Source organism: Micromonospora sp. WMMD730 (genome assembly GCF_049178955.1).
GTDB lineage: Bacteria > Actinomycetota > Actinomycetes > Mycobacteriales > Micromonosporaceae > Micromonospora > Micromonospora wenchangensis.
The window spans coordinates 5,681,404-5,698,164 of record NZ_JBMHML010000002.1 but is presented as its reverse complement, the minus strand read 5'-3'; the positions used below and the strand labels follow the sequence as shown (position 1 = coordinate 5,698,164).

Here is a 16,761-nt window from a genome sequence, read left to right as displayed (position 1 = left end):
CCTCAAGCAACAACCGGACGTGACGTGGCTCTATTCCCCCGGACCCGGGGCACGACGTCGCCCGACCCGGGGCGCGGCCGGGTTCAGAAGGTCTCGTTGAACCGGTGCATCAGGCGGGCGAACTCCTCGACGTCCCGCTTCGGCCAGGTCTCCATCGACCTGTTGATCTGGTCCATCCGGGCCGACCGGGCCGCGTCGAAGCGCCGGGTGCCCTCCTCGGTCAGCCGTAGCTGCGCCGCCCGCCGGTCGACCGGGTCCGGATCGCGGCGCACCAGGCCCAGCGCCTCCAGCCCCTGGATCTGCCGGCTCAGCGTGCCCTTACCGATACCCAGCTCGGCGGCCAGGTCGGTCAACCGGGTCGACCCGGACCGGCGCAGCCACAGCAGCAGGCCGTACGCGTTGGGCTCCAGGTTGGGGTGCACCTCCCGGGCGATCTCCCAGGACAGCGCCCGGCCCCGGCGGAGCAACGCGGTCAGTTCGTGCTCCAGCACGCGCAGTGTCTCCGGCAGATGATCGTCCACGGCACCGAGGGTACGTGGCGCGGGTCACTTCGCCGAGGAGAGCCGCTGCCGGGCCACCTCACGCAGGTGCCCGTCGCTGGTGGTGCCCTCGATCAGCACCACCGCCTCCCGCCCGGTGTGGCGCAACGTGCTCACCGCGTTGCCGAAGTACGGGCCGGCGAGCTTCTTCCAGCGCACCGTCGGGCGGCGTACCCCGGCGGAGCGGGCCAGCGCCCGGGTGGCCGCCGCCGGCCCCGCGCTCCAGCCCAGCTTCATCAGCGGGCGCATCGCCGCCGGCACCTGGTTGTGGATCGGGGAGCAGGTGAGCTGGTGCACCGGGGTGCGTACCGCCGGGTCGTCGAACCGGGCGCGGGCCACGTACGAGTGGTGCACATCGCCGGAGAGCACGCTGATCGACGCCGGCGCCGGGTAGGCGGGCCCCGCGCCGACCCGGTCCCCGGTGCTGCCCGGCTCGCCGCTGCCCAGCCGCACGAACAGCGCGCCGAGGGCGTCGAACGAGCGGCGGAACGCGGCCCAGTGCTCCAGGTCCAGCGCCCGGCGCAGCTTCTCGGCCAGCCCGGCGACCCACGGCCTGCCGGAGTCGGCCAGCTTCTCGTTCCACGCCTCCACGTGGTGGATGCCCGGCGGCAGCAGCCAGGGCAGCGACGCGCCGACCACCAGGTGGTCGTAGACCCCGTGGGCCCGGTCCAGGAACCAGGACCACTCGCCGGCCGGCAGCATCGACCGGGCACCCGGTTCGAGTACCCGGCTGCACCTGTTGTCCAGCATGACCAGCCGGGTCCGGCCCAGGTCCAGCGCGTAGCTCCACTGGTACTGCACGGCCCGCCAGCGCTCGGTGTCGTGCGCCTCGTCGGCCTCCTTGTCCACCCGCTCGCCGAACTCGCGAAGCACCGTGGTGGCGTCCTCGGCGGCGACCACCTTGGCGTAGAGCGGGTCGGCGGCGATCTCGTCCGGGGCGAGGTTGCCCAGGTGCTGGTAGACCCAGTAGGAGGCCAGGCCGCTGCGGATCCGCTCGGCCCACCAGGCCTGCTGGCGCATGTCGGCCCGCCACGACTTCGAGGTGTTCCAGTCGTCGATCACCTCGTGGTCGTCGAAGATCATCACGCTCGGCACGGTGGAGAGCAGCCAGCGGATCTCCGGGTCGCGCCACGACTCCAGGTAGAGCTTGGTGTACTCGTCGAAGCTGACCACCTGGTCGGCCGGGGCGTCCTTCGGCCGCCGCCGACGCCGCTTGAGCAGCCGCCGGACCGTGGGCGAGGTGACGTCGGCGTAGACCTGGTCACCGAGCAGCACCAGCAGGTCGGGCAGATCGCCCGGGTCGGGCGCGGCCATCAGCCGCCGGGCGTACGCGTCCAGCGCGTCCGGGGGCAGCTTGCGGGTGGTGTTGTGCTGGGTGGTCTCGCGGCACGACCCGAAGATCAGGCTCACCGGCTGGTCCCGGTCGTCGGCCGCCCTGGTCCGGATCACGCTGGGCGGGAACCCGTCGCGGGCCACCGGCCAGACCAGCTCGTCGTCGACCAGCACCTCGTAGGTGGTGGCGTGGTCCGGGGTCAGCCCCTCCACCACCACCAGCGCGTAGTGGTGCTCGTACGCGGAGAAGGTCGGCGCGGAGCCGGTGGCGCCGTCGGCCGTGCGGACGGTGACCACCGCGGGCCCGCTGGTCTCGACCCACACCGTCGCCCGGGTGTCGACGACCCGGCGCAGCAACGGGCCGATGAGCAGACGTGGCTCGGGCATGGGTGGCACCTCCGAGGAGAAGACGGTTCATCTCTGCTACCCCGTGGGCGGGTGGGTCACCCCCGGCAGCGGCGAGCGTACCCGCAGCTCGCCCGGGTCTGGAGGCGGTGAGTGGGACGCGGTCGTCGGCATCTGACAGGATTTCGGCATGACGGACTACCTCCTCGTCGCACTGGCCCTGCTCGGCGTGCTGATCCTCGGCGGCCTCGGCCTGGTCGTGCCCCGGCTGCGTCGGCGTGCCGCACCCCCGCTGCCGCAGACCGAGGTCGACACCCGGGCCGAGGAGGACCTGGCCGGGCCACCCGTCGAGGCGGCCGAATCCGACCTGTCCACCGGCGTGCTGGTCGAGCCGCCGGTGGCGACGGCCCCGCCGCTGGAGGTTCCCGAGCCGACCGCCGGCCGGCTGGTCCGGCTGCGGTCCCGGCTGGCCCGCTCGCAGAACGCCTTCGGCAAGGGCCTGCTCGGCCTGCTCGCCCGCGACCACCTCGACGAGGACGCCTGGGAGGAGATCGAGGACAGCCTGATCACCGCCGACGTCGGCATCGACGCCACCCGGGACATCGTCGACCGCCTCCGCGAGCGGACCCGGGTGCTCGGCACCCGCTCCGCCGGTGAGCTGCGCGACCTGCTCGCCACCGAGCTGGTCACCGCGCTCGACCCGGGCCTGGACCGGTCGCTGCGCACCACCGGCCGCGACGGCGTGCCGGCGGTGCTGCTGGTGGTCGGGGTCAACGGCGCGGGCAAGACCACCACCTGCGGCAAGATCGCCCGGGTGCTGGTCGCCGACGGACGCTCGGTCACCCTCGGCGCGGCCGACACCTTCCGGGCCGCCGCCGCCGACCAGCTGGAGACCTGGGGCGGCCGGGTGGGCGCCGAGACGGTCCGGGGCGCCGAGGGCGCCGACCCGGCCAGCGTGGCCTTCGACGCGGTCCGCCGGGGCATCGACGCCGGCACCGACACCGTGCTCATCGACACCGCCGGCCGGTTGCAGAACAAGATCGGCCTGATGGACGAGCTGGGCAAGGTCAAGCGGGTGGTGGAGAAGCACGGCCCGATCGACGAGACGCTGCTGATCCTGGACGCCACCACCGGGCAGAACGGGCTGGAACAGGCCCGGGTCTTCACCGAGGTGGTGAACGTGACAGGCGTGGTGTTGACCAAGCTCGACGGGACGGCCAAGGGCGGCATCGTGATCGCCGTCCAGCGCAAGCTCGGCATCCCGGTCAAGCTGGTCGGCCTCGGCGAGGGCGCGGACGATCTGGCCCCCTTCGACCCGGCGCAGTTCGTCGACGCGCTGCTCGGCGCCGAGCCGCTCGCCCGGGACGCGTAACCTCGCGGTGAGCAACGACGATCGCGCGTACGCCGGGTGGCGTGACCCCCGCCATGCGGCGCCGGGCCTGGGGAGACCGTACGTGACCTCGCAGGAGATCCCGCTGCACGGCGGGAACGTGAGCACCGTCGTCCGGGTCGGCGACACCGTCCGACGCAACGCCGGCCCGTGGACGCCCTCGGTGCACGCCCTCCTGCGCCACCTGGAGTACGTCGGGTTCACCGGCGCTCCCCGGGCGCTGGGCATGGACGAGCGCAACCGGGAGGTGCTGTCCTACCTCGAAGGGGAGTGCGGGGAGTACCCGCTGGCCCCGCACTGGGTCACCGACGAGGCGCTGGTGACGGTGGCGACCATGCTGCGGATGTTCCACGACGCCCAGTACGGTTTCGCCCCGCCGCCCGGCGCGGTCTGGCGCTCGTTCGGGCCGCCGCCACCGGACACCGAGGTGATCTGCCACCACGACGCCGCCCCGCACAACGTGATCTGGCGGCCCGACGGCACCCTCGGCCTGATCGACTTCGACCTCGCCTCGCCCGGGGCCCGGATCTACGACGTGGCGTACGCGGCGTGGACCTGGGTGCCGATCTTCGCCGACCGGGACTCGATCACGCTCGGCTGGAAGCACCCGGACCGGCCGCGCCGGCTGCGGCTCTTCGCCGACGCGTACGGGCTGATCCCCCGGGACCGGCACCGGCTGATCCGGACCATCCGCAAGCGGATCGTCGACCACGTGGAGGGCATCCGGCGGATGGCGGCGGCGGGGGAGCCGGCGTTCGTCCGGATCGTGCACAAGGGTCACCTCCGTCGCCCGATGCGCGATCTGCGCCTGCTCGACTACGAACGGCACACCCTGGAGTACGCCCTGCGCTGACGACCGCAACGGGGAAAGAGTGGCCGTTCGTTGCCGGAACGGCCACTCTTTCGTATCCGGAGTTTCATGATCGAGGTTCTTCACACGCCGGAAACAACCCGTCACGTGTCGGAAATCGAGGGGTGTCGGTCCAGGAAACAGCAGCCGGCCAAGCTTCCGCGCAACCGGCGTACGGGCGACGCTGCCCCGGAAGCCGCGAAGGAGGGAACTTCACCTTTAGGAGGCCAGCGTGCCTGAAGCACCGACGATCGACGGCGGCAACACCGTTTGGCTGCTGGTTTCGACCGCTCTCGTGCTGCTCATGACCCCCGGACTGGCGCTGTTCTACGGCGGCCTCAACCGGGCCAAGGGCGTGCTCAACATGATGATGATGAGCTTCTCCGCCATCGGGCTCATCTCTGTTCTGTGGTGGTTCTACGGTTTCAGCATTGCTTTCGGGACCGACGTCAACGGTTTCTGGGGCGACCCCGGTGCGTACCTGGGCACCAAGACCTTCCTCGCCGAGACCGACCTGTGGGGCGCCACGGCGGAGAACCCCAGCGGCATCGGCGTCCCGCTGTACGTGTTCATGGCGTTCCAGATGGTCTTCGCGGTGATCACCGTCGCGCTGATCAGCGGTGCGATCTCCGACCGGGCCAAGTTCGGCGGCTGGCTGCTGTTCGCCTTCGGCTGGGCCACCCTGGTCTACTTCCCCGTCGCCCACTGGGTGTGGGGCGGCGGCATCATCGGCGCCAAGATCCACGCGCTCGACTTCGCCGGTGGTACCGCGGTGCACATCAACGCCGGTGCGGCGGCCCTGGCCGTCGCCCTGGTGCTCGGCAAGCGGCTCGGCTGGCCGCGTGAGGGCATGAAGCCGCACAACATCCCGCTGGTCGCGCTCGGCGCCGGCCTGCTGTGGTTCGGTTGGTTCGGCTTCAACGCCGGGTCGGAGCTCACCGTCGACTCGGTCGCCGGGCTGGCCTTCATCAACACCCAGCTCGCCACCGCCGCGGCGGTGCTCGGCTGGATCGCGGTGGAGTGGATCAAGGACAAGAAGCCGACCATGGTCGGTGCCTCGTCCGGTGCCGTCGCCGGTCTGGTCGCCATCACCCCGGCCTGCGGGTTCATCGCCCCCTGGGCGGCCGTCCTGCTCGGCATCGTCGCCGGTGTGGTCTGCGCCCTGGCCATCAGCCTGAAGTACAAGCTCGGCTACGACGACTCGCTCGACGTGGTCGGCGTGCACTTCGTCGGCGGTTGGATCGGGTCGCTGTGGCTCGGCCTGTTCGCCACCAACTCGGTCAACGCCGCGATCAGCGACGTGGTCGGCGCCTCCGACGGCCTGTTCTACGGCGGCGGCGTGACCCAGTTCGGCCGCCAGGCCCTCGCCGGCCTGATCGTGACCGCCTGGTCCTTCGGGGTCGCCTGGGTGCTCGCCTTCGTCATCGACAAGACCCTCGGTTTCCGGGTCAAGGCCGAGGACGAGGTCGAGGGTATCGACATCAGCGAGCACGCGGAGAGCGGTTACGACCTCTCCCCGAGCACCGGCGGTGCCGGTGGCGGGGCGTTCGCGATGGCCGGGATCACCCCGGGTGGCGCGAAGGCCTCCGAGCCGGCCGCCGCGCCGGTGGACGAGAAGGTCGCCGGTTAACGTTCGGAGAATGGAGGGCATGGACATGAAGCTGGTGACCGCGGTCATCAAGCCGTACCAACTGGACGCGGTGAAGGAGGCCCTGCACGCTCTCGGCGTTGCCGGCCTGACCGTCAGCGAGGTCCAGGGGTACGGGCGTCAGAAGGGGCACACCGAGGTTTACCGGGGTGCCGAGTACACGGTCGAGTTCCTGCCCAAGATCCGGGTCGAGGTGCTCACCGACGAGATGGACGTCGACAAGGTCGTCGACGCGATCGTGGCCGCCGCCCGTACCGGCAAGATCGGTGACGGCAAGGTCTGGGTGACCGGCGTGGAAGAGGTCGTCCGGGTCCGTACCGGCGAGCGCGGCCTCGACGCCCTGTAGGAGGACCTGTAGATGACCCCGTCGACCAGGAGGAACGCGTCGGACGACAGCACCGACGCAGGGACGGACCTCCTGGTCGACGGGGTCGTCGGGGTTCCCGCGGGCATCGGCGAACCGGCCCGGCTCGCCCGGGCCGGGGCGTTCGACGCCTGGCTGCACGGCCTGCTGCCGGCCCGGGAGGGCATCGCGCTGATCGCCGTCGGCGGCCTCGGCCGTCGGCAGTGCGCACCATACGGGGACCTCGACCTCGTGCTGCTGCACGCCGGGGTGGCCGGGGTGGACGAGTTGGCCGCCTCACTGTGGTACCCGATCTGGGACGCCGGGGTCCGGCTCGACCACTCCGTGCGTACCCTCGCCGAGGCGCTGTCGGTGGCCCAGGACGACGTCAAGGTCGCCCTGGCCCTGCTCGACGCCCGGTTCGTCGCCGGTGACCGGGCGCTGGCCGACACCCTCACCCGGACCGCCACCGACCACTGGCGGCGGACCGCCGTCCGCCAGCTGCCCGCCCTGCGGGAGATCACCGAGGTGCGCTGGCGTACCCACGGTGAACTGGCCTTCCTGCTCGAAGGCGACCTGAAGGAAGCCGCCGGCGGGCTGCGCGACGTGGGCATCCTGCGGGCCATCGCCACCGCCGGGATCACCGACGCGCTGCGTCCCGCCGTCCGCGCCGCCCACCTGCGGCTGCTGGACACCCGCGACGCCCTCCACCAGCAGGTGGGACGCCGGGTCGACCGGCTGGTTGCCCAGGAACGCGCCGGGGTGGCCGCGCTGCTCGGCCTGCGCCAGTCGGCGGCCGAGGCCGCCGAGGCCGGGGCGCGGGCGGACTCCGGCGACGGTGACGCCCTGCTGCGCCGGGTGGCCGGCGACGCGCGCACCGTCAGCCACGCCCTCGACGACGCCTGGCGGGCCGCCGACCGGCTCCGCTCCGGCCGTCGCCGGGGCACCGACGGCCGGCCGCTGCGCCGCCCGGTCGCCCGGGACGTGGTCGAGCACGACGGGGAACTGGTGCTCGCCCGGACCGCCATCGGGGCCCGCCCCGACCCGAGCCTGTCGCTGCGGATCGCCGCCGCCGCAGCCACCCACCGGCTGCCGATCGCGCGGGCCACCTGCGAGTGGCTGGCCGCGTACTGCCCGCCGCTGCCCGCGCCCTGGCCGCCGGCCGCCCGGGCCGCGTTCGTCACCCTGCTCGGCGCCGGCCCCGGCCTGGTGCCCGCCTGGGAGACCTGCGACCGGTACGGCCTGATCGACGGCTGGCTGCCCGAGTGGACCCGGATGCGCAGCCTGCCCCAGCACAACCCGGTGCACCGGTTCACCCTCGACCGGCACCTGGTGCAGGCCGCGTACGAGGCGAGCCGGCACACCCGCGACGTCGAGCGCCCCGACCTGCTGCTGATCGGCGCGTTCCTGCACGACATCGGCAAGGGGTTGGACGGCGACCACTCCACCGTCGGCGCGCCGCTGGCCGAGGCGGTGGCCACCCGGATCGGCCTGCCCGCCGAGGAGGCGGCGCTGATCGGCACGCTGGTCCGGCTGCACCTGCTCCTGCCCGACGTGGCGACCCGCCGCGACCTGTCCGACCCGAAGACGATCGCCGGGGTGGCCGAGCGGGTCGGCGACACCACCACGCTGGAGCTGCTGCACGCCCTGGTGCTGGCCGACGCCGCCGCCACCGGCCCGGCCGCCTGGTCCGGGTGGAAGGGGCGGCTGATCGCCGAGCTGGTCGCCCGGGTGCGGACCACCCTGGACACGGGCGTGGTGCCCGCCCCGCCGGCCCCCGACCCGGCGCTGGTCTCCGGGCCGCTGCCGGTCGTACACCTGACCGAGGACCGGGTGGCGGTGGCCGCGGCCGACCGGCGGGGGCTGCTCGCCACGGTCGCCGGTTGCCTGGCCCTGCACCGGCTGGAGGTGATCTCGGCGGACGCCGCCACGGTCGACGGCCGGGCCCTGGTCGAGTGCCGGGTGCAGCCGCGCTACGGGCTGGCCCCGGACCCGATCGCGCTCAGCGCCGATCTGCGGCGCGCGGTCACCGGTGACGTCTCGGTGACCCAACGGCTGCGCGGCCGGGCGCTGGCCGCCCGCAGCGGGGGAGCGGCCCCCCGGGTCGTCTGGCACCGGGAGGCGGCCACCGACGCGGTCCTGCTGGAGCTGCGCGCCGCCGACGCGGCCGGCCTGCTCTACCGGGTCACCTGCGCGCTGGACGAGGCCGGGGCGCAGGTGCGCGCCGCCCGGATCTCCACCCTCGGCGGTGACGTGGTCGACGCGTTCTACCTGGTCGGTGGCTGGCCGTCGGACGAGCAGCGGGACCACATCGAGGCCGCCGTCCTCGCCGCCGTGTAGGACCGCCGGCCGGAGGCGGTGCCGCCCGCCACCTGGTGCCGGTGGACCTGCCGGGTGCCCGGTGTCCACCGGCCGGGCCGGCGGGCGCGTCGTGGGCGGCCCGCCGCCGGCCGGGCCCCGGGCACGGTGCGGGGCGCGGCGCGCGGGGCCGGAGCGGGCGTGCGGCCGGCGGGCTACCCTAACGGTGGGCTGGACAGCCGGCCCGGCCGCACCTGTGCCCGCCGCTGACGACATACGGGATGTTCGCGTGTTTGACACCTTGAGTGACCGCCTGTCCGGAATCTTCACCAAGCTCCGCGGCAAGGGCCGGCTCACCGACGCCGACATCGACGCCACCGCCCGCGAGATCCGCCTGGCGTTGCTGGAGGCGGACGTCGCGCTGCCGGTGGTGAAGGGCTTCATCGCGAACGTCAAGGAGCGGGCCCGCAGCGCGGAGGTCTCCCAGGCGCTCAACCCGGCCCAGCAGATCGTCAAGATCGTCAACGAAGAGCTGATCAACGTGCTCGGCGGCGAGGGGCGGCGGCTCCAGTTCGCCAAGCAGCCGCCGACCGTGATCATGCTGGCCGGCCTCCAGGGCTCCGGTAAGACCACCCTCGCCGGCAAGCTGGCCCGCTGGCTCAAGGCCCAGGGGCACCAGCCGCTGCTGGTCGCCGCCGACCTCCAGCGTCCCAACGCCGTCGGGCAGCTCCAGGTGCTCGGTGGCCGCGCCGGCGTCGAGGTGTACGCCCCGGAGCCCGGCAACGGCACCGGCGACCCGGTGCAGGTCGCCCGCGCCTCGATCGAGCACGCGAAGCGGGCCGCCCGGGACATCGTCATCGTCGACACCGCCGGCCGGCTCGGCATCGACGCCGAGATGATGCAGCAGGCCGCCGACATCCGGGACGCGGTCGACCCCGACGAGGTCATCTTCGTCATCGACGCGATGGTCGGCCAGGACGCGGTCCGCACCGCCGAGGCGTTCCGCGACGGCGTGGGCATCACCGGTGTGGTGCTGTCCAAGCTCGACGGCGACGCCCGCGGCGGCGCGGCGCTGTCGGTGCGGGAGGTCACCGGCCAGCCGATCCTGTTCGCCTCCACCGGCGAGAAGCTGGAGGACTTCGACGTCTTCCACCCCGACCGGATGGCCAGCCGGATCCTCGGCATGGGCGACGTCCTCACTCTGATCGAGCAGGCCGAGCAGGCCTTCGACACCGATCAGAAGGAGAAGATGACCGCCAAGCTGATGGGCGGCGAGCAGTTCACCCTGGAGGACTTCCTCGACCAGCTCATCGCGGTGCGGCGGATGGGCCCGATCGCCAACGTGCTGGCCATGATGCCCGGCATGGGGCAGATGAAGGACCAGCTCGCCGAGCTGGACGACAAGCACTTCGACCGGGTCACCGCGATCATCAGGTCGATGACCCCGGCTGAGCGGACCAACCCGAAGATCATCAACGGCTCCCGGCGGGCCCGCATCGCCGGTGGCTCCGGGGTCACCGTGATGGACGTCAACCAGCTGCTCAACCGCTTCGCCGACGCGCAGAAGATGATGAAGCAGATGGGCGGCATGATGGGCCTGCCCGGCGGGGGTCGACGCAAGGCCACCAAGTCCCCGAAGAACAAGCGTAAGGGCACCAAGGGCGGCAACCGGCCGCGCAGCGGCGCGGGCGCCGGACTGCCGGGCGGCTTCCCCGGTGGGATGCCGCAGCTCCCGCCGGGGATGGACCCGAACGACCTGGCCGGTGGCCAGGGGCTGCCGCCGGGCTTCAAGCTTCCGAAGATCGACTTCAACAAGCTCGGCAAGGGCGACAACCGGCCCCGCTGACGCGTGTCGGTGGCGGAGGGCGACGACCCGGGCACCTAGGGTGGTCGTCGCCCCTGGGAGGAGATGTCATGACCGCAGCGCCCAGCCTGCCCGAACGGCACGAGTGGACGGTCGACGACCTCGGCGACCTGCCGAAGGACCTTCCGTACGAACTGATCAACGGAAGGTTGATCGTGCCGTCCCCCACGCCGCTACACCAGTTCGTCTGTGCCCGGGTGGTGTTCGCCCTCGAACTCCACTGCCCGGACGACTACTTCGTCAGCATGGACCAGTCCCTGTCGATCGACCGCCGCAACGAACCACGACCGGACGTGGTGGTCATCCGGGTCGAGCAGGCGAACCGTTCGCCGGTGCCGGTCCAGGACGCCCTGCTCGCCGTCGAGGTCATCTCCCCCGAATCGACGATCCGCGACCGGCACGAGAAGGTCCGCATCTACGCCAACGCCGGAGTGGGTGCCTACTGGGTCATCGATCCGCTGCGGGAGAAGATCACCTTTACCGAACTGCTGTTGAGCCCCAAGGACGGCTACGAGCCCAGCGTGGAGACCGACGGCCTGGTCACCATCGACCGGCCCTGGAAGGTGACGCTCGACCTCCCGGCGTGGACGCGGCGTCGGCAGGAGGTCCTCGAACGGGCGCGGAAGTGATCGGGTAGGACTGTGCGCATGGCTCTGCATGTGCGCGGTGTGCTCCTGCCCGACGACGAGGTCCGGGACGTCTGGCTCGACGGCGACCGGGTCACCTTCGACCCGGTGCCCGACGCCGAGACGGTCGCCGACTCCGGGTTCGTGCTGCCCGGCCTGGTCGACGCCCACTGCCACCTCGGCATCGCCCGGGGCGCCACCCCGGTCACCTCCCTCGACCAGGCCCGCACGTTGGCCCGTACCGACCGGGACGCCGGGGTGCTCGCGCTGCGCGACGCCGGTTCGCCGTACCCGTACCCCGAACTCGACGACGAACCGGACCTGCCGCGACTGGCCCGCGCCGGGCGGCACGTCGCCCCGCCGAAGCGCTACCTGCGTGACATCGGCCTGGAGGTCGACGCGGCGGAGGTGACCGCGGCGGTCACCGCGCAGGCCGCCGCCGGCAACGGCTGGGTCAAGCTGGTCGGTGACTGGATCGACCGGGGCGTCGGCGACCTCGCCCCGGCCTGGGACGCCGACACGATGGCCGCCGCCGTGGCCGCCGCGCACGCCGCCGGGGTACGCGCGGCGGTGCACACGTTCAGCGAGTCGGCCGTGGAGATCATGGTGAAGGCCGGGGTGGACTCGGTGGAGCACGGCACCGGGCTGAGCCTCGACCTGATCGACCTGATGGCCCGGCAGGGCACCGCGCTGGTCCCCACGATGATCAACATTCGGACCTTCGGGGGCATCGCCGCCGCGGCCCGCCCCAAGTTCCCCGGCTACGCCGACCACATGCTCGCCCTGCGCGACCGCTTCCCCGAGGTGGTGCGTGCCGCCCACGAGGCCGGGGTGCCGATCTACGTGGGCACCGACGCGGGCGGCGGCATCGACCACGGGCTGGCCGCCGAGGAGATGCTGCTGCTGCACGAGCAGGCCGGCATGCCCGCCGTGGACGTCCTCGCCGCCGCCTCCTGGCGGGCCCGACAGTGGCTCGGCTTCCCCGGCCTGGTCGAGGGCGGCCTGGCGGACCTGGTCGTCTACCCCGAGGACCCGCGCCGCGACCTGCGGGTGGTCCGGACGCCCAGCCGGATCGTCCTGCGCGGCCGGGTGGTCCGCTGACCGGCCGGGTCGCCCGTGGCCGGCCCGCGCGCCGGTTGCGCCGCCGACCACGGTGGTCGACGGCCACGGACGCCGCTCAGCGTACGTCGAGTTCGTACTCGGCCTCGACCCAGAACCGCGCGCCGTCGTGCCCGGCGAAGGTCAGGCGGTGCGTGCCCGGCGCCGGCGGCGGCACCAGCCCCCACAGGCCCCAGCAGGAGACCTGCACCGGCCACGGCCAGGTGGTGACGACGTTGTTGAAGAACCCCCGGACCGGGAACGAGGCGGCGGAACCGGCCGGCCGCACCGGCACCGGGGCCCCGTCCAGTTCGGCGTGCCCGCTGGCGTCGGGCATCGGCTCGGCCGGCTCGTCGCGGCGGCCGGGCTGCCAGTAGCTGAACGCCGGGAAGAACAGGGGACGGCCCGCCGGCACCACGCAGCGTCGGCTGACCCCGCCGCCGAAGGTGCCCGCGAGGAACCACACGTCGTCCGGCTGGTGACGCCCGCCGTGCCGGCCGGTGTCGTCCCTGACCGGGTTGACCGGCTGACGGTGCGCGGCCACCCAGGCCACCCAGCGGGCGGCGAGCGGGGTCAGGGCCGGTGCCGGGTCGCAGAGCATGACGGCAGATGGTAGTGCGGGCGCGCCCGGCTGCGCCGACCCGCCGGGGGGCGCATAGGATGTGCGGTCATGGCTCGCGTGCTCACTCCCCGTGCGGAGGACTTTCCCCGCTGGTACCAGGACCTGATCGCCAAGGCGAAGCTGGCCGACAACGGCCCGGTCCGGGGGACCATGGTCATCCGACCGGCCGGCTACGCCATCTGGGAGCGGATGCAGGCCGAGATGGACGCCCGGATCAAGGCGGCCGGCGCGGAGAACGCGTACTTCCCGCTGTTCATCCCGGAGAGCTACCTCAAGCGCGAGGCCGAGCACGTCGAGGGCTTCTCGCCGGAGCTGGCGGTGGTCACCCACGGTGGCGGCAAGCAGCTCGCCGAGCCGGTGGTGGTGCGCCCCACCAGCGAGACGGTGATCGGCGAGTTCATGGCCAAGTGGATCGACTCGTACCGGGACCTGCCGTTGCTGCTCAACCAGTGGGCGAACGTGGTCCGCTGGGAATTGCGGCCCCGGGTCTTCCTGCGTACCAGCGAGTTCCTCTGGCAGGAGGGGCACACCGCGCACGCCACGCGTGAAGACGCCCGCGCCTACGCCCGCAAGATCCTGCACGAGGCGTACGAGGACCTGATGGTCAACGTGCTGGGCATCCCGGTGGTGGTCGGGTTGAAGACGGCCCGGGAGCGGTTCGCCGGGGCGACCGCCACCTACACCTGCGAAGGCATGATGGGCGACGGCAAGGCGCTGCAGCTCGGCACCAGCCACGAGCTGGGGCAGAACTTCGCCAAGGCGTTCGACATCAGCTACTCCTCGGCCGAGGGTGGCCGGGAGCACGCCTGGACGACCTCCTGGGGCACCTCCACCCGGATGCTCGGCGGGCTGATCATGGCGCACGGTGACGACAACGGGCTGCGGGTGCCGCCGAGGCTGGCCCCGATCCAGGCGTACGTCATGATCGTCAAGGCAGGCGACGGCGTCGGCGAGGCGGCGGCCAAGCTGCGTGACGCGCTGCGCGACGCCGGCGTCCGGGTCGCGCTCGACGACCGCACCGACACCGCGTTCGGCCGCCGGGCCGTCGACGCCGAGCTGCGCGGCTACCCGGTACGCGTCGAGGTCGGCCCCCGCGACCTGGCCGCCGGCAACGCGGTCGTGGTCCGGCGGACGGACGGCTCGAAGGCCCCCACCCCGGTCGCCGACGTCGTCGACGCCGTCCTGGCCGCCCTGGAGGCCGACCAGCAGGCCCTGCACGACGAGGCGCTCGCGCACCGGCGGTCCCGCACCGTCGAGGTGTCCACCCTCGCCGAGGCGATCGAGGCGGCGGCCACCGGCTGGGCCATGGTGCCGTGGTCGGCCGTCGGCGTCGCGGGCGAGGCCGAGGCCAACGGCCAGGGCGTCACCGTCCGGTGCCTGCTGCGGGCCGACGGCTCCGTTCCGGACAACGAGGACGAGCCGGACCTGACCGCCATCCTGGCCCGCGCCTACTGAGCCGCCCCATGGCGGACCCCGGTCCGCCGACCCGCTCTCTGCCGGCGGTGCCTCCCGTGCGCCGCCGGCTCACCGGGACGCGGGCCTGCGTCGTGGCCGGAGCCCGGGACCGCCGGGACGGCGCGCCGCAGGTCCGTGCAGAGCTGTGGAGGTGTGGTGCGTTTCGAACCGGGTCAGCTGATCGTGCACCGGAACGTGCGGCGCGGCCGGATCGGCTGGGTCCGACCGGCGCGGGTGGTGCTCGACGACGACCGGGGCCTGCTGCTCTGGGTGGCCCGGGACACGCCGGTGGCGCACGAGGTGTCCGAGGCGGGGCTGGGCATGCGGGCGATGCCGTTCACCGAGTGGATCACCTCGTCGTACCGGCTGGCCCGGGGTCGGTGGAACGGCCCGCCGCTGCTGGAGTTCCTGCCCACCGGCGCCGCCCACTCGGTCTGGTTCTTCCGCGACGAGAAGGACCGGTTCGCCGCCTGGTACGTCAACCTGGAGGAGCCGGGCGTCCGGTGGGACGACGGGTCGCTGGCCGGGGTGGACGTGGTCGACCAGGACCTGGACGTGGTGGTCCGGCCCGACCTCGGCTGGCAGTGGAAGGACGAGGACGAGTTCACCGAGCGGCTCGCCTTCCCCGACCACTACTGGGTGACCGACGAGCGGGCCGTGCGCGCGGAGGGGGAGCGGGTGATCGCCCTCGCCGAGGCGGGTAAGTTCCCGTTCGACGGCACCTGGTGCGACTTCGTCCCGCCGGGCGACTGGACGCCCCCGACGGAGCTGCCGCCCGGCTGGGACCGGCCACCCGCGCGATGAGTGTGTCGTAGCTCACTGGCGGCCGGCCCGCCGGCCGGCCGTGCCGGTCGGGTGGGCCGATGTGAGTGTTCGGCGGGTGATCTGGCAGAATGGGTCGCTGGTATCCGGCGCGCGTCCGGCGCCCTCTAACCCGGGCGCGTCGCCAGTCCATCGAGCAGTCTCCGGCCCAACCCCACTGTGCCGGTCGACGCTCACCCGTGCACCGCCCGTAGCCGGGTCGGTGAAATCGCAACAGGAGCGAAACAACTGTGGCCGTAAAGATCCGGCTCCTGCGGATGGGCAAGATCCGCAACCCGCAGTACCGCATCGTCATCGCGGACTCGCGCACCAAGCGTGACGGTCGCGCGATCGAGTTCGTGGGCGTCTACCAGCCGAAGGAAGACCCCTCGATCATCGAGGTCAAGTCGGAGCGCGTCCAGTACTGGCTCTCGGTGGGCGCGCAGCCGAGCGAGGCCGTCCAGCGTCTGCTGGAGCTGACCGGCGACTGGCAGAAGTTCAAGGGCCTGCCGGCCCCGCCGCCGCTCAAGGTCGCCGCCGAGCGCGCCGACCGCAAGGCGGCGTACGAGGCCGAGGCGAAGGCCGCCGCCGGCCTGGCCCCGGAGACCCCCGCCAAGCCGGCCCGCAAGGCCGCCAAGGCGGAGGCCCCGGCCGAGACCGAGGCGCCGAAGACCGAGGCTCCGGCCGAGGCCCCGGCTGCTGCTGCCGACGCCGGTGAGCAGGCCTGACATGCCGCTGCGTCCCGCCCTGGAGCACCTGGTCAAGGGAATCGTCGACCACCCGGACGACGTGCGCGTCCGCATGGTCGACTCCCGTCGGGGCAAGCGGCTGGAAGTCCGCGTGCACCCGGAGGATCTCGGCACGGTGATCGGGCGGTCCGGGCGGACCGCCAAGGCGCTGCGTCAGGTGATCGGCTCCATCGGTGGACGCGGGGTACGCGTCGACATCGTCGACTCGTACTGATGCTGCTCATCGTCGGCAGGATCGGCAAACCGCACGGCATCCGCGGTGAGGTCACCGTGGAGGTGCGGACCGACGAGCCCGAGGCGCGGTTCGCCCCCGGCGCGGTGCTGTGCACCGAGCCGGGGGCGACGCCCCGGGTGGCGGCACCGCGCCGGGGCGGGGCCGAGCCGGCCCCGACCGTCGCGCCCGGCGTGGCCTACGAGGTCCCCGCCGAGCTGACCATCGAGTCGGCCCGCTGGCACCAGGGGCGGATGCTGGTGGCCTTCGAAGGGGTGCTGGACCGGGAGACCGCCGAGGCGCTACGTGGCACCCTGCTCGGGGTGGACAGCGCCTCCGTCGCCCCGCCGGAGGACCCGGAGGAGTTCCACGACCACCAGCTGGTCGGCCTGGCCGTGGTCACCCCGGCCGGTGAGCACCTCGGCGAGGTGGCGAAGATCGACCACGCGCCCGCCTCCGACCTGCTCGTCCTGCGCCGCCCCCAGGGGGGCAGTGCGCTGATCCCGTTCGTCAAGGCGATCGTCCCGGAGGTCGATCTCGCCGGCGGACGCGTCGTCGTCGACCCGCCGGCCGGTCTGCTCGACCTCTAG

General features: G+C 73.0%; 16 protein-coding genes. 13 read left to right on the top strand and 3 right to left on the bottom strand.

What is annotated here, in order from left to right:
• Positions 1-83: 83 nt before the first annotated feature.
• Both ACN265_RS24130 and ACN265_RS24125 read right to left on the bottom strand, forming a co-directional pair.
• Positions 84-521 carry a MarR family winged helix-turn-helix transcriptional regulator gene (locus ACN265_RS24130; protein ID WP_307826066.1) on the bottom strand — a complete coding sequence of 146 codons (438 nt, stop codon included), beginning with the start codon at positions 519-521 and terminating at the stop codon, positions 84-86.
• Between the two features lie 24 nt (positions 522-545).
• Positions 546-2,258, bottom strand: a complete 1,713-nt coding sequence (locus ACN265_RS24125; protein ID WP_421409672.1) for an alkaline phosphatase D family protein — start codon at positions 2,256-2,258, stop codon at positions 546-548.
• 148 nt (positions 2,259-2,406) lie between these two features.
• On the opposite strand from ACN265_RS24125, the gene ftsY reads away from it, so the two are divergent.
• The 8 genes from ftsY to ACN265_RS24085 all read left to right on the top strand — a co-directional run bounded on the left by ftsY (position 2,407) and on the right by ACN265_RS24085 (position 12,336).
• Positions 2,407-3,588 (top strand): signal recognition particle-docking protein FtsY, encoded by a 1,182-nt coding sequence (ftsY, locus tag ACN265_RS24120; RefSeq protein WP_421409669.1) that lies wholly within the window; start codon positions 2,407-2,409, stop codon positions 3,586-3,588.
• 7 nt (positions 3,589-3,595) lie between these two features.
• Entirely contained in the window at positions 3,596-4,459 is an 864-nt protein-coding gene (locus ACN265_RS24115) for an aminoglycoside phosphotransferase family protein (RefSeq protein ID WP_204923815.1), read from the top strand.
• A 229-nt stretch (positions 4,460-4,688) separates the two neighbouring features.
• Entirely contained in the window at positions 4,689-6,086 is a 1,398-nt protein-coding gene (locus tag ACN265_RS24110) for an ammonium transporter (protein WP_204923816.1), read from the top strand.
• A 25-nt stretch (positions 6,087-6,111) separates the two neighbouring features.
• On the top strand, positions 6,112-6,450 hold the full coding sequence (locus ACN265_RS24105) for a P-II family nitrogen regulator (RefSeq protein WP_067307311.1): 339 nt from the start codon (positions 6,112-6,114) through the stop codon (positions 6,448-6,450).
• 12 nt (positions 6,451-6,462) lie between these two features.
• Complete coding sequence (locus tag ACN265_RS24100; protein WP_421409667.1) at positions 6,463-8,787, top strand: [protein-PII] uridylyltransferase; 2,325 nt, start codon at positions 6,463-6,465, stop codon at positions 8,785-8,787.
• Between the two features lie 247 nt (positions 8,788-9,034).
• Entirely contained in the window at positions 9,035-10,591 is a 1,557-nt protein-coding gene (gene ffh / locus ACN265_RS24095; protein ID WP_204923818.1) for a signal recognition particle protein, read from the top strand.
• A gap of 68 nt (positions 10,592-10,659) precedes the next feature.
• Positions 10,660-11,238 (top strand): Uma2 family endonuclease, encoded by a 579-nt coding sequence (locus ACN265_RS24090; protein ID WP_421409665.1) that lies wholly within the window; start codon positions 10,660-10,662, stop codon positions 11,236-11,238.
• Between the two features lie 18 nt (positions 11,239-11,256).
• Positions 11,257-12,336 (top strand): amidohydrolase family protein, encoded by a 1,080-nt coding sequence (locus tag ACN265_RS24085; protein ID WP_421409662.1) that lies wholly within the window; start codon positions 11,257-11,259, stop codon positions 12,334-12,336.
• A gap of 76 nt (positions 12,337-12,412) precedes the next feature.
• Here ACN265_RS24085 and ACN265_RS24080 read toward each other — a convergent pair whose 3' ends face one another.
• The gene (locus ACN265_RS24080) at positions 12,413-12,934 is read right to left on the bottom strand and encodes a hypothetical protein (protein WP_421409660.1); all 522 of its coding nucleotides are present in this window, start codon (positions 12,932-12,934) and stop codon (positions 12,413-12,415) included.
• Positions 12,935-13,003: 69 nt separating this feature from the next.
• On the opposite strand from ACN265_RS24080, the gene proS reads away from it, so the two are divergent.
• The 5 genes from proS (at position 13,004) to rimM (ending at position 16,761) form a co-directional block, all read left to right on the top strand.
• The gene (gene proS / locus ACN265_RS24075; RefSeq protein ID WP_421409658.1) at positions 13,004-14,410 is read left to right on the top strand and encodes a proline--tRNA ligase; all 1,407 of its coding nucleotides are present in this window, start codon (positions 13,004-13,006) and stop codon (positions 14,408-14,410) included.
• 156 nt (positions 14,411-14,566) lie between these two features.
• Positions 14,567-15,214, top strand: coding sequence for a DUF402 domain-containing protein (locus tag ACN265_RS24070; RefSeq protein ID WP_421409656.1), 648 nt, complete (start codon positions 14,567-14,569; stop codon positions 15,212-15,214).
• A gap of 248 nt (positions 15,215-15,462) precedes the next feature.
• Positions 15,463-15,939, top strand: a complete 477-nt coding sequence (gene rpsP, locus ACN265_RS24065; RefSeq protein ID WP_204923824.1) for a 30S ribosomal protein S16 — start codon at positions 15,463-15,465, stop codon at positions 15,937-15,939.
• The gene (locus ACN265_RS24060) at positions 15,914-16,174 is read left to right on the top strand and encodes an RNA-binding protein (protein ID WP_172862164.1); all 261 of its coding nucleotides are present in this window, start codon (positions 15,914-15,916) and stop codon (positions 16,172-16,174) included. The genes rpsP and ACN265_RS24060 overlap by 26 nt, the downstream gene beginning before the upstream one ends.
• A gap of 2 nt (positions 16,175-16,176) precedes the next feature.
• Positions 16,177-16,761 (top strand): ribosome maturation factor RimM, encoded by a 585-nt coding sequence (rimM, locus tag ACN265_RS24055; protein WP_204924140.1) that lies wholly within the window; start codon positions 16,177-16,179, stop codon positions 16,759-16,761.

What these genes read in the sequence shown, in the direction of transcription:
- ACN265_RS24125 (WP_421409672.1), bottom strand. Translation starts at nt 2,258, where the DNA reads ATGCCCGAGCCACGTCTGCTCATCGGCCCGTTGCTGCGCCGGGTCGTC.
- ftsY (WP_421409669.1), top strand. Translation starts at nt 2,407, where the DNA reads ATGACGGACTACCTCCTCGTCGCACTGGCCCTGCTCGGCGTGCTGATC.
- ACN265_RS24105 (WP_067307311.1), top strand. Translation starts at nt 6,112, where the DNA reads ATGAAGCTGGTGACCGCGGTCATCAAGCCGTACCAACTGGACGCGGTG.
- ACN265_RS24100 (WP_421409667.1), top strand. Translation starts at nt 6,463, where the DNA reads ATGACCCCGTCGACCAGGAGGAACGCGTCGGACGACAGCACCGACGCA.
- ACN265_RS24090 (WP_421409665.1), top strand. Translation starts at nt 10,660, where the DNA reads ATGACCGCAGCGCCCAGCCTGCCCGAACGGCACGAGTGGACGGTCGAC.
- ACN265_RS24085 (WP_421409662.1), top strand. Translation starts at nt 11,257, where the DNA reads ATGGCTCTGCATGTGCGCGGTGTGCTCCTGCCCGACGACGAGGTCCGG.
- ACN265_RS24080 (WP_421409660.1), bottom strand. Translation starts at nt 12,934, where the DNA reads ATGCTCTGCGACCCGGCACCGGCCCTGACCCCGCTCGCCGCCCGCTGG.
- proS (WP_421409658.1), top strand. Translation starts at nt 13,004, where the DNA reads ATGGCTCGCGTGCTCACTCCCCGTGCGGAGGACTTTCCCCGCTGGTAC.